The 17,520-nt window shown below is 46.3% G+C and carries 16 protein-coding genes; 2 read left to right on the plus strand and 14 right to left on the minus strand.

Features of this window, described 5'->3' with window-relative positions; genetic code table 11:
• Positions 1-12: 12 nt before the first annotated feature.
• Positions 13-906: a cysteine synthase CysM gene (gene cysM / locus H5647_RS18250; RefSeq protein ID WP_045860495.1), complete on the minus strand. Its 894-nt coding sequence runs from the start codon at positions 904-906 to the stop codon at positions 13-15.
• 363 nt (positions 907-1,269) lie between these two features.
• Between cysM and H5647_RS18255 the strand changes: the two genes are divergently transcribed.
• Positions 1,270-4,188 carry a response regulator gene (locus H5647_RS18255; RefSeq protein WP_082087111.1) on the plus strand — a complete coding sequence of 973 codons (2,919 nt, stop codon included), beginning with the start codon at positions 1,270-1,272 and terminating at the stop codon, positions 4,186-4,188.
• Positions 4,189-4,226: 38 nt separating this feature from the next.
• Here the strand turns inward: H5647_RS18255 and recO are convergent, their stop codons facing one another.
• The 11 genes from recO to rpoE form a co-directional block, all read right to left on the minus strand.
• Positions 4,227-4,928: a DNA repair protein RecO gene (recO, locus tag H5647_RS18260; RefSeq protein WP_045860496.1), complete on the minus strand. Its 702-nt coding sequence runs from the start codon at positions 4,926-4,928 to the stop codon at positions 4,227-4,229.
• 15 nt (positions 4,929-4,943) lie between these two features.
• Positions 4,944-5,834, minus strand: coding sequence for a GTPase Era (gene era, locus H5647_RS18265; protein WP_045860497.1), 891 nt, complete (start codon positions 5,832-5,834; stop codon positions 4,944-4,946).
• A gap of 55 nt (positions 5,835-5,889) precedes the next feature.
• Entirely contained in the window at positions 5,890-6,579 is a 690-nt protein-coding gene (gene rnc, locus H5647_RS18270) for a ribonuclease III (RefSeq protein WP_045860498.1), read from the minus strand.
• Positions 6,554-6,964: a DUF4845 domain-containing protein gene (locus H5647_RS18275; protein WP_045860499.1), complete on the minus strand. Its 411-nt coding sequence runs from the start codon at positions 6,962-6,964 to the stop codon at positions 6,554-6,556. The genes rnc and H5647_RS18275 overlap by 26 nt, the downstream gene beginning before the upstream one ends.
• Before the next feature lie 20 nt (positions 6,965-6,984).
• Positions 6,985-7,848, minus strand: coding sequence for a signal peptidase I (gene lepB, locus H5647_RS18280; RefSeq protein WP_045860500.1), 864 nt, complete (start codon positions 7,846-7,848; stop codon positions 6,985-6,987).
• Between the two features lie 13 nt (positions 7,849-7,861).
• Entirely contained in the window at positions 7,862-9,661 is a 1,800-nt protein-coding gene (gene lepA, locus H5647_RS18285; protein ID WP_045860501.1) for a translation elongation factor 4, read from the minus strand.
• A 198-nt stretch (positions 9,662-9,859) separates the two neighbouring features.
• The gene (locus H5647_RS18290; protein WP_045860502.1) at positions 9,860-11,242 is read right to left on the minus strand and encodes a Do family serine endopeptidase; all 1,383 of its coding nucleotides are present in this window, start codon (positions 11,240-11,242) and stop codon (positions 9,860-9,862) included.
• Positions 11,243-11,369: 127 nt separating this feature from the next.
• Positions 11,370-11,822: a SoxR reducing system RseC family protein gene (locus H5647_RS18295; protein ID WP_052692179.1), complete on the minus strand. Its 453-nt coding sequence runs from the start codon at positions 11,820-11,822 to the stop codon at positions 11,370-11,372.
• Between the two features lie 139 nt (positions 11,823-11,961).
• Positions 11,962-12,972, minus strand: coding sequence for a MucB/RseB C-terminal domain-containing protein (locus H5647_RS18300; protein WP_045860503.1), 1,011 nt, complete (start codon positions 12,970-12,972; stop codon positions 11,962-11,964).
• Positions 12,973-13,084: 112 nt separating this feature from the next.
• Positions 13,085-13,870 (minus strand): sigma-E factor negative regulatory protein, encoded by a 786-nt coding sequence (locus H5647_RS18305; protein WP_045860504.1) that lies wholly within the window; start codon positions 13,868-13,870, stop codon positions 13,085-13,087.
• Positions 13,871-14,102: 232 nt separating this feature from the next.
• Positions 14,103-14,684, minus strand: coding sequence for an RNA polymerase sigma factor RpoE (gene rpoE / locus H5647_RS18310; RefSeq protein WP_045860505.1), 582 nt, complete (start codon positions 14,682-14,684; stop codon positions 14,103-14,105).
• 357 nt (positions 14,685-15,041) lie between these two features.
• Here rpoE and nadB point away from each other — a divergent pair, with 357 nt between their 5' ends.
• Entirely contained in the window at positions 15,042-16,688 is a 1,647-nt protein-coding gene (gene nadB, locus H5647_RS18315) for an L-aspartate oxidase (protein WP_082087113.1), read from the plus strand.
• Positions 16,689-16,698: 10 nt separating this feature from the next.
• On the opposite strand, the gene H5647_RS18320 is transcribed toward nadB, so the two are convergent.
• On the minus strand, positions 16,699-17,166 hold the full coding sequence (locus H5647_RS18320; protein ID WP_162926440.1) for a hypothetical protein: 468 nt from the start codon (positions 17,164-17,166) through the stop codon (positions 16,699-16,701).
• 35 nt (positions 17,167-17,201) lie between these two features.
• Positions 17,202-17,453 carry an FAD assembly factor SdhE gene (locus H5647_RS18325; RefSeq protein WP_045860508.1) on the minus strand — a complete coding sequence of 84 codons (252 nt, stop codon included), beginning with the start codon at positions 17,451-17,453 and terminating at the stop codon, positions 17,202-17,204.
• Positions 17,454-17,520 lie beyond the last annotated feature (67 nt).

Below are 17,520 nucleotides of genomic sequence, written 5' to 3' on the forward strand. Positions count from 1 at the left end.
ATAACGTTCATTTTATCGATTGTGAAATATGCCTGAGGATAGGTAACGATCGCCACGGTCGCAAATTATTGCCACTATCACCGCATTCTCCACTTCTCGGCAAATATCCAGCGCGGCAGCTACTGCACCTCCAGAAGAAACGCCACAAAAAACACCTTCTTCTTGGGCCAGTGCACGCATCGTATCTTCCGCACGCTGCTGGGTCATATTGACGACACGGTCAATATACTGATCGGTATAAATTGCAGGAAGGTATTCCTGAGGCCAACGGCGAATACCCGGTATCGAAGCACCATCGGCAGGTTGCAGGCCTGTCACTTCAATACGCGAATTTTGCTCTTTCAAATAACGGGAAACACCAACGATAGTCCCCGTTGTACCCATAGCACTTACAAAATGCGTGACTCGCCCCGCAGTTTGAGACCAGATTTCTGGCCCCGTGCCTTCGTAATGCGCTAATGGGTTGTCGCTATTAGCAAACTGATCCAGCACGACGCCTCTGCCTTCGGCGGCCATAGATTGCGCTAGATCTCTGGCTCCTTCCATACCCGCTTCGCGCGAGACCTCAATTAACTCGGCCCCGTAGGCTGTCATTGCCGCTTTGCGTTCTTCTGTCGCGTTTTCGGGCATGATCAAAATCATTTTATAGCCTTTTATGGCCGCGGCCATCGCTAACGCTATACCCGTATTCCCACTCGTTGCTTCAATCAATGTATCGCCTGAGCGAATATCACCGCGCGCTTCAGCATGCTTAATCATTGACAAGGCTGGCCGGTCTTTCACCGATCCTGCGGGGTTATTGCCCTCTAGCTTCAACAGAATAGTATTACGCTCTATACCCGTCATTCGTTGCAAGCGTACAAGCGGCGTATGCCCTACGCATGACTCTATAGTTGGAAACTCCATACTAAATTCACTGCTCCACAATCATCTCAATGTTTAAGGACGCTGACACCCGACCTAGTGTAGGCACTCCCCTCGCTGCAACGCAGCAATTTAGTCGGTAGCCCCCACCACATTCGGAGCGCAATTCTAACAGTTATGCTTCCTAAATTTCTTCTTTTTGCCTATGCTAGGCTACTTTCAGCCCCTACCAAGCAGAAACGGTATCCGACTCGCCTATAACCTGTTTTAACAAACGGTATACCTACAGGCCACTGTGCGGTTATCCGCGCCGAACTACACAGGCAATACGGTTTAATACTAAAACAATAGTTAACACGAATAGAGATACAATCTCGGCAGCGCAGCTCCCAACAAAGGCCCATTATGTTTGAAAATAGATCTCTTAAACGCAAGCTTTGGCAGCTCATTATTGGGCCTTGCGCGCTAGCGCTTCTAATCCTTTCAAGCTGTTATTTATATTTGCAGCAACAATTTATGGACGCGCAAAATATCGCACGCGATCAATTTGTTTTCGCCTTGTTTGCCGACTTCACTGGCAGCCGAGCGGTCAGCCCTGTTGCAATCGACCAGCTTTCACTGGCTCTTCTTAACACAGAAAAATTTCGCACGCTGGCAATTGTCGACAATGAATTCAATCCCATCTGGCTACGCGGACTACCGCTAAAAACACCGTCCGCAGAGGAAAGCCAAAACATCATTCGCGCAGGAAAAAGCAAACGCAGCTACTGCATCAATAATTTGTGTTACGCCTATTTACACACAAATATAAAGTTAGAGGTTTCAAGCAACACACACCAAACGGAATCGGAATACATTATTGTCGTCTCTGACAATTTAAATCACTACATTACCCGCTACCAGAGCATTATTGCCCTTCTTGTTACGATTGCCATTTGCCTATTGATAGCGGCTATTTACCTGAGGAAATATCAACGCATTATTCTCGACCCCCTAGAGAATATTCATACCGGTATACAAAACTATATTAGCGGTAGAGGCGATGCTGAAATATCGGCTAAATCCGGTAAAATTTACGGCCGACTCGTTAACGATATCAATCAGCTCGCGCGCCTACAGCGAATTACACAAGATAACCTGCAACAGAATATTGAGCAATCCACAGCGGAACTACGCGAAACGCTTGAGACCGTCGAAATACAAAATATTGAATTGGATATCGCCCGCAAGAGCGCGCTGGAATCCAGTCGAGTTAAATCTGAATTCTTAGCCAATACTAGCCATGAAATTAGAACGCCATTAAATGGCATTCTTGGTTTTTCTGAACTGCTCAAAAAAACTGAACTCAATACTCAGCAAACCGAATATCTAGAAACTATAGATGAGTCGGCGAAAGGGTTATTAACAATCATCAACGATATTCTTGATTTTTCACGACTGGAAATCGGGAAGCTTACGCTCGAATATAAACCCGTTCGCTTGCGCCAAGTTGTGGAGGAGTCCCTTCGGTTGCAGGCCCCTGCTGCCCACGAGAAAAAATTACGTCTACTTACCGTTATCGATCATGATATTCCGGAACATTTACTGGGTGACCCGTTACGGCTTAAACAAGTACTATCCAACCTTCTATCGAATGCTATTAAATTTACCAATACTGGACACGTATTAGTCAGCGTCAGCAAAGAAGATAGAGCAGATAACCAAATTACACTGCATTTCCGTATTACCGATAGCGGTATTGGCTTAAACCAAGCACAACAAGAAGAGTTATTTGACGCATTTACCCAATTGGATTCCAGCGAAAGCAGAGCACACGGCGGCACCGGGTTGGGGCTGGCCATTGCTAAAGGCCTAGTTGATCGAATGAATGGCCAAATTGGTGTAGAAAGCGAACCCGGTCAAGGAGCGACCTTCTGGTTTACCTCTACACTGGGCCGCAACCCTAACGCTGCCAATACCGTGGGTTACTTAAAAGGTACGCTGCGTAACATTCGGTCAATGGTGTACGATTGCTCCTCTATGAGCCGAACTGAAATCACTCATTATCTTCGCGGTTGGGGAGCTGAAATCCATGAAATTGCGCACTTCAACGACATCGAATCCAGCACAGAAGAAGCCTGCCGAAACGGACAAGTTAACCTTGCCATTATTGATGCGCAAGTTGATGACAAAACGTTTGATAAGATAAAACTTCGTAAAATTGTCGATACGCTCAACCAAGATTATTCCATTCCCGCGGTGATTTTGGCCTCTCCAGCAATACAACGATTAATCGAGCCTGCTTTAGCGGGTACGCATACCGCTATCATCCAGCGTCCCGTACTCTGCAATCGCCTACACCAAACGGTCTGTGAGCAGCTGGGAATTATCATTGCCGATGCCGAGACAGACACGCCAAAAACCGCGAAAAGTGCTACACGAGAAATTAAGGAGATCCACATATTAGCGGTAGACGACAACCCAGCCAATCTTCGATTAGTCACTGAACTACTGAAAGATATTCATGTGAATGTTGTTGCCATTGATAACGGCGCCGATGCCTTAAAGCTATGCGAAACGCGAGCGTTTGACCTTATTCTGATGGATATCCAAATGCCCGGCATGGACGGGCTAGAAGCAACCCGCGAGCTACGCAAACGTGAAAACCCTGACCATCGCACTCCTGTAGTGGCATTGACCGCTCACGCGGTTAATGAGCAAAAATCAAAATTACTATTGGCGGGCATGGACGATTATTTAACGAAGCCCGTGAGTGAAAACGAACTACAACATATTATCGATCGCTGGGTCGCACGCAATCCGTACAAGCGCAACACCAATGAGCACAACCTTGCCGCAAACACCACTATCGTCGAGACTAAAACCTCAACCGCCAATGTAGCGGATACAACGAGTATCGATACCGCCGACGAAGCAGCAGCCAGTATCGAAAAAGTCACAGAGAAACTCGTCGATATCCAACAATCATTATCTTTGGCGAAAAATAAACCCGATCTCGCCAAAGATATGCTCGTCATGTTGCTTGAATCTTTACCCATGGCTAAAAAGGAAATGTCGACCTACCTAAACGAAGGGAATCACAAGGAACTTCAAGAAGTTGTCCACAAGCTTCATGGGGGTTGCTGCTATTGCGGTGTCCCCAAACTACAAAAATTAAGCTCCGAGTTAGATTCAAGACTCCAACACGCACTCCAACACAACGAGCTTCCCCCACTTCTCGAAGAGAGCATCGCACAACTTCTATCCGTTATTGACCAAATGTTAGAGTGGCACGAAGCCATTGATGTAAGTGCGCTTTTTGACGAAGATGAATCGACGACTTAATGTGCCCTCAATTGCACGGTCGGGCAAGCCTTGGCGAACTATTTAAATAGCTCGCGACTCACCAACGGTTTGCCCCCCAACGCTTCGTTCAATGCCACTCTGCAAACTTGCTTAGCCGCTAAACGAGCGCCCTCGGCAGCCCATCGCCCTTCTGCGATAGCCTGAAGCTGGCTACCGCGTAGGGAAAGCTGTCTCGAATGAGGTACAACGGGTGTAAACCCCTGTGTGGGGCTGAAGGTATAATAAAATTCACTGCTTGCCTCAATAGAGTTACCTTGCGCATCTTGCAGGAAATCAATACCAACACCCAAATCATCCAATAGCAAAAATTCAAATTCACGCAACACGACATCAACCACCTCTTTCTCCACAACACTTAACTGCTGCAAACAACGATGGTACGCTTCAAACAACCGAGGATGGGGGTCCTCTGCAGCGAACAACCGCTGAATCAATTCATTAATATACATTCCACAATAAAGAGACTCACCTGCGTGTAACAATGGCGGGTGTTCAATTTCAATTTGCGAGAGTGTTCTGAGTGTGTTTTTGCCGTGATAACTAATTGAGAGCGGTACAAACTGCTGTGGTTTACTGGAACCAGAAGATTTCCGGTGACGGGTACGAAAAACGGTACTTACCCGGCCATAGTGCTGGGTAAAAAAATCAATAATAATGCGGCTATCGGTAAAGTTTCGCCAATGTAAAACAAAAGCCAGCTCGTCCTCTACCTTTAGCATAGCCCATTTCCCCGGCTATTCGTCTAACCCAAGGCTGCGTAAAGCTCTAACATCGTTAGACCAACCGCGCTTCACCTTCACCCAAAGATTTAGCATTATTTTGCAGTCAAAGAGCCTTTCCATATCTTCACGCGCTTGCTGACCAATCTGTTTGATACGCTCGCCTTTATCACCGATCAGCATTTTTTTCTGGCCACTTCGCTCAACTAAAATAGCCGCACTAATGGTAACAAGCCTATCATTTTCAACAAACTCTTCAATTTCTACTGCTGTCTGATACGGAACTTCATCGCCCAACTGCCGAGTAATTTTCTCCCTTACAATTTCTGCCGCTAGAAATCGAGAATTTTTATCTGTAATCTGATCTTCTGGATAGAAATGCTCTCCCTCTGGTAAAAAATTTGAAACAAGAGCTTCTAGTTTATCCAAGTTTTGATTTTTCAATGCAGAAATAGGCACAAGCTCTGCTTGAGGAAGCTGCTGAGAAAGATGCTGTAAATGTGGAAGCAACTCGTTTTTATCGTCTAGCTGGTCGACTTTATTGACCGCGATAATAACGGGACATGTAACATTTGAGACTTGCAAGCAGACCCACGCATCCTCGTCCGTCCACTGCTTTCTATCCACTACGAATACCACCACATCAACATCTTTCAATGCAGACGAAGCGCTCTTATTCATAGCTTTGTTAATCGCTTTCTCCTGATTTTTATGAATCCCAGGCGTATCAACAAATAACATCTGTACACTGCCTACCGTTTTTATGCCAAGCACATTGTTACGAGTAGTTTGGGGTTTACGCGAGGTAATACTAATTTTTTGCTCGAGCAAATGATTCAATAAGGTCGATTTACCCACATTGGGACGACCAACAATCGCGATGTAGCCAGATTTTAAAGAAGACATAATTAACAATTTCGCCTGATAATAGGGAGAGGGTGCTAGCGATACCGCAACGTAACTATTTGACGCCTAGTGCCAATAGCATTTGTTCCGCTGCCTTTTTCTCGGCTACACGCTTGCTGCCAGCGATTGCAATAGTGGTTTTTTGTGCGCCGCCAACATCGCAGCTCACCTCAAATTCAGGTGAGTGGGAGTGACCAAAACACCGCACTACTTCATACCGTGGCAGGGGTTTTTTATGCTCTTGCATATACTCCTGCAGGCGAGTTTTTGCGTCCTTTGCGGTCTCTGCGGGAGAGGTTAAGTCAAGCCGTGTATCAAACCAACGTAACACCGCTGTTTTACACGTTTCCATTCCCGACTCGATATAAATTGCACCTAACAGTGCTTCAACTGCATCAGCTAAAATTGATGCTCTACGAAAACCACCACTTTTCAATTCACCTTCGCCTAATTGCAGGTAATCGCCCAACTGAAAATCTCGGGCAATTTCCGCCAAAGTTTCGCCTTTCACTAAACTCGCTCGCAAGCGGCTCAAATCACCTTCGCGCGCAGTAGGGAATTTATGAAACAAGGCTTCGGCAATAAAGAAATTCAACAACGAGTCGCCAAGAAACTCTAAGCGCTCATTGTTTTTCGGCCCAACACTCCGATGAGAAAGGGCTCGATATAACAGAGTCGGGTCTTGGAACTGATACCCCAACGCAGATTCAATTCGTGCGCTATTCAGCTTCGATAAGGTACTCACAACATAATTCCGGCTGGGAAGTGTCAAGCTGACTTTTAAATATCAGCAACACTTCAATATTGGCAAACATAGGTACACGTTTTTCGTATACATTGTTTATTAACACGCGGTCATTCTTACGCACTACTTTAAATGCAGTCCCTTCTTCACCGCGCACATTATTTATCATCATAAAATTTTCAATTTTTCGATAAATATCGCGTTTATCCATCGCGCCCAAATTAGATTCCTGCTCTGAAAGCGATTTCAATGCTCCCTGAACTGCCCAATTATCTAAATAATGGGGGCCAATGCGAAACACGCAAAAAAACAAGCCCCCAAAAAAGAGAATCATGAACATCGTATTGGTAGAAATAAATCCAAACTGACAATTGGGTTTGTTCATAACATCTATCCAAGTGGTACTTATATTGAGCCTGTTCGAGAAAAACTAGGCAAACTCAAAAACTTGTCCCAGTGCATCCATATAGCAAATGCTTTACCTACAATTCGATCTTCCGGCACAAAACCCCAATCTCGGCCATCTGAGCTGTTATCGCGATTATCACCAATCATTAGATAGTGCCCTTGCGGTACATCCCAACTACCATTGACACTAAGCCGCCCAGGAATGGTACATTTGCGCATTCGGTGGGTTTCGCCATCTATATTTTCATCGGTGATTAAATAACTACCGCCTCGAGCAGAACAAAAATCGACACTTTCGATTGTCTCTCTTAGCACCAAGGTCTGCTCTGCTTCGACACCATTAATATATAGCACGTTATTCGTGTAACGGATTTTGTCGCCCGGCAGCCCAATGACGCGCTTAATAAAATACTGGCTGCGATGAGGCGGAAAAAACACCATCACATCACCGCGCTTCGGATCACTTACAGGAATAATTTTATTACGGAATACCGGCATACGAACACCGTACGCAAATTTATTCACAGCAATAAAATCGCCCACTTCCAGCGTAGGCACCATAGATTCTGAAGGGATTTGAAAGGGCTCGATAATGAACGACCGTAGAAAGAAGACCAAAAACAAGACAGGAAAGAAAGATTTAGAAAACTCTACAACGGATGGTTCTGCCGCAACCGCCATATAAGCTTTTACGTAGCCCTCGTCCTTCTCCTTTTGCGCGTCAGTTAAATGGGGAAAGCGTGCATCAACATTCGCGATAGCTGCGCGACGAGACTTTTTCAACATTACAATATCGTAAAGCCAAACCATGCCGGTACCAGCAACGGCCAACATTAAAATTAACGGTAAATTGATATCCATATTTGTCCTGTATTTAACTATCGATTTTAAGCACAGCCAAGAAAGCTTCTTGTGGAATTTCGACACTTCCCACTTGCTTCATACGCTTTTTACCGGCTTTTTGTTTTTCCAACAATTTCTTCTTCCGGCTAACGTCCCCACCATAACACTTAGCCGTTACGTTTTTGCGCAACGCTTTTACCGTGGTTCTCGCAACGATTTGACCGCCAATAGCGGCTTGAATAGCCACATCAAACATTTGTCGTGGAATAAGCTCTTTCATTTTATCGGCTAATGCACGGCCTTTGTAGTGAGCGTTATCACGAAAAATAATCAATGCTAACGCATCAACTTTTTCACCGTTAATGAGTACGTCAAGGCGCACCAAATTGGAGGGCGCAAACCGTACAAAGCTATAATCTAATGAGGCAAACCCACGGCTTACCGATTTTAGCCTATCAAAAAAGTCCATAACCACTTCATTCATGGGTAATTCATAGCAGAGCGACACCTGCCCGCCAACATATTGCAAATTTTTCTGAATACCACGTTTTTCAACACACAGCGTAATGACAGCGCCTAAATAGTCGGACGGAACGAGAATATTCGCTTCGCAAAGCGGTTCACGCATTTCGTCAATTAAGCTGATATCCGGTAATTTGGAAGGGTTATCCACATAAATGGTTTTCCCATCATTTGTTACCACTTCGTAAATTACAGTAGGTGCGGTAGTGATAAGGTCGAGATTATATTCCCTCTCTAGTCGCTCTTGGATAATTTCCATGTGCAGCATACCAAGGAAGCCGCAACGAAAACCAAACCCTAAAGCATCTGAACTTTCAGGTTCATAAAATAAGGAAGCATCGTTTAGGGTTAGCTTGGCCAAGGCGTCGCGGAACGTCTCGTAATCATCGGAGCTTACGGGAAATAGACCTGCATAGACTTGTGGCTTTATTTTTTTAAAGCCTGGAAGCATTTCAACATCGGGGGTCTTTGAATGCGTTAACGTATCACCCACTGGCGCGCCCAAAATCTCTTTAATTCCTGCTACGACAAAGCCCACCTCCCCCGCATTTAAGACACCGGTATCTTTTCGTTTCGGGGTAAAAACACCGACGATATCAACACCATGGGCTTTACCAATGGATTTTGCGATTATTTTGTCTTTTGTTTTTAAAGATCCCTGGGTCACGCGAACAAGCGAGACAACGCCAAGGTAATTATCAAACCAAGAATCAATAATAAGGGCTTGAAGCGGTGCATCAACATCGCCAACAGGCGCAGGAACATCGCGTACCAGCCGCTCTAATACATCCTGAATACCCAAACCAGATTTCGCGCTACAGCGCACTGCATCAGTAGCATCGATCCCTATAATATCTTCGATCTCTTCTGAAACTCGCTCCGGCTCTACCTGAGGCAAGTCCATCTTATTCAATACGGGGATAACTTCTAACCCTTGCTCTATAGCCGTGTAACAATTGGCGACAGACTGGGCCTCTACGCCCTGTGCGGCATCCACCACAAGCAGTGCACCTTCACAGGCGGCCAAGGAGCGCGACACTTCGTAGGAGAAATCAACATGACCGGGAGTATCAATAAAGTTCAGTTGATAGGTTTTACCGTCTTGCGCGAGGTAATCCAATGTAACGCTCTGAGCCTTAATAGTGATGCCTCTCTCGCGCTCGATATCCATGGAATCCAGCACTTGGGCTTCCATTTCTCGAGCGGATAGGCCGCCACAGTCTTGAATAAATCGATCTGCGAGGGTCGATTTACCGTGGTCAATATGGGCAATAATAGAAAAATTTCGGATATGACTAAGATCGGTCACGAGGGCTTGCTACTCATCAATGATTAAACGGCCTAGATCTGCTTTATGGGCCTCTATTACAGAGCCCGTATCAGCGACTCAGAGGGGCTTTCGGTGGCGCAAGTCTACAGTATTTAATAAGCCTAAGCTATGCGAGCACCACCCCCCCGAAATTACTTGAGCGTGGCGCTGCTAGGCTTGAAGGCACTAAGATTAAGGCTACTGTAGCCGTATCGTTCTGAAGGTTGGGCGGCCATCGCGGAAAAACCGTATGGGCTGTAAACTATCGGAAGGCAAATTGGCTAATATCCGACGGTAATCCTCTACTGTTTCTATCTGTTCGAACCCGAGCTGCGCGATGACATCTCCTGGAGCAACGCCGGCATCGGCGGCAGCACCATGAGGGTCCACCTGAGTCACCGTTACACCACCGGTTAACCGCCACTGATCGCGAAGCGATGATTCAATCGTTTCAACCGTTAAGCCTAGACGGTCCGCCGCGGTACTCGGTGACACCTCAGTGATTGTGGCCGCAGCATCGCCGCCCTCTAAGCGCCCTACCGTAACGTCAATAGTTTTACGCTTTCCTTTACGCATAACGACTACGGGTACTTCGCTATCAGGCTGAGTTGAGCCCACCGCGTGAGGCAAGTCACCTGACGTAAGAATGTTACGCCTTGCGAACTTCAGAATAATATCACCAACCATGATGCCCGATTTATCGGCTGGGCCACCGGGCTCCATTTGAGCAACAAGCGCTCCCTGAGGCCGTTTTAAACCAAAGGAGTCGGCTAAGTTCTTATCAACCTCTTGAATAACAACGCCCAACCAACCCCGATCCACTCGGCCTTTTTCTTTTAACTGTTCAACAACGTTTAATGCGACGGTCGACGGTATAGCGAACGAGAGACCAATGGAGCCGCCCGAACGTGTATAAATTTGAGAGTTAACCCCAACAACTTTACCTTCCATATTAAACAATGGCCCTCCCGAATTGCCGGGGTTAATGGCGACATCGGTCTGAATAAAAGGCACGTAATTTTCGTTTTTGTCTGTTGGAATACTCCGCCCGATTGCACTCACAATTCCCGCACTTGCCGAAAAATCTAATCCAAAAGGAGAGCCAATGGCAACTACCCACTCACCTATGCGCAACTCATCATTGGTGGCCAAGGTTAAAAATGGTAATTTTTCTTCATCAATTTTTAACAGGGCCAAGTCTGATCGGGGATCTGAACCAATAACCATTGCTTTAAATTCGCGGCGATCAACAAGCCGGACCACGATTTGGTCTGCATCTTCAATCACATGATAGTTAGTTAACAAATAGCCATCGCTCGAAATAAGAAACCCAGACCCCATAGAACTCATATTGCGCTCTGGCATTTCTCTAGGCTCAAACAGGTGCCGAAATATATCAGGAATTTGCTGCCCTGGTGGGAGACTAAAGCCACGCGGCTTTACCGCCGTTGTGGTGTTTATTTTTACCACGGCAGGAGAGCTTTTTTCAATTAACGGGGTAAAGTCGGGAAGATTATAATTGGCTGCTGAAACAATCAATGGAAAGGCCAAAACTATAAACACAAAAAACCGTACGATCATTTATTTTCTCCGCGAAAGTATTTTTTCAATCCTCTGGCTTATAAAAAGCAATTTGCGCCAGTTAGTTATCAGAACCTCAAACTCGCCTTCTGGTTCCCAGCATTCATAAAATTAGTGTAGGCCTATATTAGTCACCGACACTAATCACCGAAGACAGTTGACCCAACAACTGAGGCCTTACGCCTTTCCTGTTTGGCAAAAAACGAACAATACCACCGCCAATCAGCAAGCCCACAACGGCAGCAAGCATCATAAATATTTCCGCAACGTCACTATACGAGGCCCCTGCCAATGCCAGAAACATACACAGCAAAGGTAATCCGTAACTTAATAGAGCATCCAGCACCATGGCGGTTTCATCAACACCAATTAGCACGTCATCCCCCAACTGAGGCCGACCATGAGTGGAGTCAGACGAGTAAAATGCTTTGATGCACGTAAGGTTACTATCAGCGGCGACGAGTAACTTCTGGCCACAACCATGCCGGGCACGACACTGACCACAGGTCGAAAGTTTGAGAGTTTCGACCCAAACGCCATCACACTCAACTGCGATTACTTTGCCACTTTCACTTAACACTCGAGATAAGCCTATGATTCTCTGCGATACAAAAAACAGATAATGGATGAAATTGCGGGGTATTGTAGACAGTTTGGGGGGTTATGCCCAAAAAACAAGGCACCCCCAACACTAAGACGGCATTGCAAGATGATGCCCGTTAGGGAACGGGCGTTAAAAGCGGCGTAGAAATAGACTGCAATATTCTAACAGCGGCCGTTTCTGGCACTTCCCCAACTAACGAGAGATGCACAACTTGCTCTTCTGCTCGACGTAAATCCATCAAAATTAATGTCGCACCGCGCTGTGCCATTCCTCGAGGAATCTGCTGGACATCCTCGTTTTCTGGCACGAGCTCAGGATTAACAAAAACAGAAAAGGAAGAAAGCCCATCGGTATACGTGTGCACAAGACCATCCTGCTCTGTCCAGCGGGAATTGGCGCGAGTGAAGCCGACAGGCACCCAGCTAGGCATCCACTTATCCACACCTGCGCTAGCACCAACCTCAGCGCTCTTGCGCTCTGTGGCCACCTCTACACACGGCTGATCGGGCTCAACCGAGGTAAAACTCTCCAGCTCCTCACTGTCCCATTCAGGGTTATGATCAAAGGCAACAAACTGCATGCGCTCCAGTACTTTGCTACGCGAAACAACCAATACCTTTAGCAACACGCCAGACTCAACATCTACACCCAAGCTCATACCGTAGCGATCATTATCTTTCGGCAGCAGTTGCACCACAGCCACCTTTCGGCCGGCAACTCGATCATAGCCTTTATAGTATAAATGGTAATACTCGTTAAAATGTAACGCTTTGCCACTACCCGTGGCCAACATTGCACCTCTCACCATGCGTCCGCCGAGCGATTCGCAACTGGCCGTTCGACCATCACGGTTTAGCGTTCGCGTAGGCCCGTTCAGCAAAATATAACGCTCATTTTCAATGTTGTTCACAACCGCATGAGACACATCAATGGTTTCTAAGCTGCCGCCATGCTCATACGTAAACACACCGCGATAATTCTCGGTACGCATCGCATACGTTAACCTTGCAAGAATTTTCTCCGCAGAAGGCTCTGTTTCTACCGCATAGGTTTCAACACAAACAATACAGAGCGCGACAACGCCGAATAAGGCTTTTATATAGCGGCTTAAACAAAACGGGAACACGAGTTACAACACCTCGTTGGCAACGATTTAGTAATAAGGGAAAGATGAACGAAAAGTAGTATTTAAAACGTAGAAACGACCGCATTAACCCGCAAGACGGCCGTCTCAATAATTATTCTGAGTCGCGAGGCACTAATGTCTGACTTTCTACCACAGAGGCTTCACCTTCAGCAATTGTCGGTGCAGATACGGCATTCAAGTCGGTTAGACGCGCAAACGAAATAACACCCAAATCACTATTGTCTGATACCTGGCCAGCATGGATCATCATAAGACGGTCCAAATGCGCCTGTAATTCAGCATCCTCGACGATTTGTGCACTTTTGCTGCCTGTTGTGGGTAGCGCCTGAGTGATTGCACCTCTAGGCAGGGACGGTTGCTGTGCAGTGTGAGCTGTACTTACAGTACGAGCCGATAAAGTTGGCGTATCGAACCCGGCGGGAACAACCGCAGAATTCAAATCGGGCGCAACGAAAGGCTCCAGTTCTGCAAGAGCGCCATCCGTAACACTATTGCCAGCACCAAACCCCGAATACTGCTGAACACCCACCAACAAACCAAAGGCAACCGTCGCAGCAATACTGCCTTTAGCCATAATATCGACCCAACGACGTTTGGCCGACGGCGAGGATAAGGCGTGAGCCGGTTCCAAATCAATTTCAGCTCGAATATGAGCGGAAAGATCGACCCCCATTAATGGAGAGCTCTCGTTCTTCATTACAGCGCTGGCCATGTGATAGCGATGCCAAGTCGCACGAACATTTTCGCTTTGCTCTGACTCTCTTAGTACACGCCGTAGATCAAGTTCATCACCTTGATCGTCCAGCAATGCGGATATAGATTCGCCAATAGCTGTGCTCATTGTTTCGGGCTTTTCATTCTGTGCAGAAGAAGTCATATCTACTAACGCCTGGAGTATTACACCGCCAATGCGGCAATTATTTTAGAGAATAACCGGTAAATATTATCGATTATCAGCCCTATAAAGTAGCCTTATTCAGCCGCTATTCAGGACTCACACAATCTGACCACCGTGTGCTCATTTTGTTTCACTTATCTCAACATTTATTAACGAACCATGCGTCACGACTATCAGCAATGACCAAACAGCGGACTCACTCAATACCCACCTATAGCAAATGGGCCATCTGTTTATCAATAGATTCACGTGCACGAAAGATACGCGAGCGAACAGTGCCCACGGGACACCCCATAACCTCTGCAATATCTTCGTAGCTTAACCCTTCCATTTCTCGAAGCGTTACCGCCGTACGTAAATCTTCCGGCAAGTCGCGTATGGCTTTTTGTACAACATCGTCCAGCTGATCTCTCATTAGCTGCCCTTCAGGAGAGCCGAGATCTTTCAGTTGTTCACTGCCACTGTAGTACTCCGCATCTTCAACATCGACATCGGAGGCTGGCGGGCGCCGCCCACGTGAGACTAAGTGATTTTTTGCCGTGTTGATCGCTATTCGATAAACCCATGTGTAAAACGCGCTATCACCTCGAAAATTAGGTAGCGCTCTATAAGCTTTGATAAAGGTTTCTTGCGCGACATCTTGAACTTCAGCACTGTCTTTTATAAAACGGCTGATAATCGCAAATATTTTATGTTGGTACTTCAAAACCAAAAGATCGAATGCTCGTTTGTCGCCTTTTTGAACGCGGACAACAAGCTGTGCATCTGTTTGCGAAGCGGGTTGCACCGCCATTGACTACTCCCCAAAACCTTCACTGCCGGAAGGCTTACTTAAATTCTATCGCTTTGATATCCAGTGACCGAAGAAACCCTCTCCACTGAGGATCGCTCAATTATTCATTCGTCTAGTCGCGTTGATTACCCACAAACTCTAAAACAAAAAAATGCTATGCCAATTCAGATGAATGAACACCCTTAAAGTTCCATGCGCCACTAACTAAAATAGAAACACCTTAAATTCAAGCGCTGCATCTATCCCCTAAGGTTAGGACATTCCCGCAAAAATCAATGTATCACCGCCGGAATATTACAGAATAATGAAGTACTTAAGGTATAGTAGACGCTGTTTGTAATGGCTCCCCCCACTTTTATGACTACTATTCGATCAATCTCAAACCCTTCTTATGATGTGCTTATTATTGGCAGCGGTGCAGCCGGACTAGCGCTCGCACTTAATCTTCCCTCTAGCCTTCGTATTGCCGTACTCAGCAAAAGCAAACTTAATGAAGGCTCAACCTGGTACGCACAAGGAGGCATCGCAGCAGTTTTAGACGATAGTGATTCAATAGAATCTCACGTAAACGATACGCTTAATGCCGGCGCGGGGCTATGCCACAAAGATGCTGTTGAATTCACTATTAGCCATAGTAAATCGGCCATTCAGTGGCTTATAGACTTAGGCGTTAACTTTACCCGACAAGCGCAGTCTGGAGATTTCCATCTCACGAGAGAAGGCGGGCATAGTCAGCGTCGCATCATTCATAGTGCCGACGCCACAGGAAAAGCACTACACACCACCCTGCTCGAAAAAGTGCATAAAGCCGACAACATCGCTCTACACGAACATTACGTCGCGCTGGATCTCGTTAAACAGGTCGACCCCAACAGTAAAAAGTTACGCTGTGCTGGTGCATACGTATACAACCGCAGCACCGAGAGCGTAGAAGCCTTCACCGCAAAAACCGTTGTACTTGCCACTGGCGGTGCCAGTAAGGTCTACCTCTACTCATCCAATCCCGATGGGGCGAGCGGTGATGGCATAGCAATGGCTTGGCGTGCAGGCTGCCGCGTCGCCAATATGGAGTTCAATCAATTTCACCCCACGTGCCTGTACCACCCAAAGGCAAAGTCCTTCCTCATTACTGAAGCTGTTCGAGGGGAAGGCGGCAAACTTCTATTACCCAATGGTGAACGGTTTATGGATAGCTTTCATGAACTGGGAGAACTCGCCCCGCGCGACGTTGTTGCGCGTGCAATCGACCACGAAATGAAACGATTGGGTAGCGATTGCGTTTACCTCGATATCAGCCACAAATCTGAAATATTTATTGAGTCTCACTTCCCTAATGTACGACAGCAGTGCCTTGAATACGGTATCGATATCACTAAAGAACCCATTCCCGTTGTACCAGCAGCTCATTATACCTGTGGCGGTGTTATGGTAAACGAGCACGGCCAAACCGACCTACACAACCTGTATGCCATAGGTGAAACCTCCTTTACGGGGCTTCACGGGGCAAACCGCATGGCCAGCAACTCATTGTTAGAATGCATTGTATTCGCCCAATCTGCCGCTAAAGCTATCAAAGCCTCTCTTCACGAGATTTCTCCGCTTCGTGATATCCCTCCGTGGGATGCAAGCCGCGTCACCAACTCCGACGAAGACGTAGTCATTTCTCACAATTGGGATGAACTCAGGCGTTTTATGTGGGATTACGTCGGTATCGTGCGTACACAAAAGCGATTAGAGCGTGCTAATCACCGCATCAAATTACTGCAGAAAGAAATCAACGATTACTACTCTAACTACAAGGTTGGAAATGATTTAATCGAACTACGAAACTTGGCCGTTGTAGCTGAACTCATTATTGGCTCTGCCATGCAAAGAAAAGAAAGTCGTGGGCTGCACTATTCTCTAGATTACCCCGACTTAGCTGAATTCGCGCAAGATTCAATACTGGTACCTATGAATTTTGCAGCGCAAAATATTATTGTCCATCATGAGCACAAAACCTAGACTTTAAACCCTAGTTTTCTGCGCCTATGCTAGGCTCGAACGCCTCCGCCGAAAGTTGCTTCAGCTCTATACGCAACACTCGAAAATCACTTGGCTGCTCAACGCTTTGTTTTATTAGTACAAGAGAGGCACTCGACCCTCGTGACAACTCCAGAGACTGGAATTTAATAATCACCAAAAATCGCGTTAGCACAAGCTCTTGAATATACACAGATAGGAATTGATCGTCATTCCCGCGCAGAATCGACAGCCTGCCCTCATCAATTTTAAGCGCTGTAATGCGCCTCATTGCAAACCAAACATACTTCAAATAAAGAGCGCTCAGGCTAACCCCTATCAACGCAATCAACGTCAACCACCACACAGTGCCTAATGCAACAACTAACACAACAACAGCAACGAACACACCAAGAACAGTCCATTTAAGCGCTATCGCACCATGCACACGAAACACTAATGCAGACGATTTCTTTACCATAAAATTGGGGCTAGCGCGCACGAAATAACGATAGCTTAGGCCTCAGGCTGCAGGCCAGTATTGTTTCTCACGATTTTCACTATTTGACGAATATCGGCTTCATCTGGCTCGCCCTTTTGTAAAAACCAATTAAACATATCCTGATCTTCGCATTCCAACAGCTTTTCAAATAACGCTTGCTCTTCCGTCGGGAGCGTTGAATATACGTTTTCGACAAATGGCGCTAAAATTAAATCTAACTCCAGCATGCCACGACGCGCAGCCCAGCGTAATCGATTAAGATCCATAAATAACAACACCTACCAATTGAATTCTAAAATTTCGGCGCAATTGTATCACGCAAGCCCGTCAATT

This window comes from Teredinibacter purpureus, from assembly GCF_014217335.1.
GTDB classification, from domain to species: domain Bacteria; phylum Pseudomonadota; class Gammaproteobacteria; order Pseudomonadales; family Cellvibrionaceae; genus Teredinibacter; species Teredinibacter purpureus.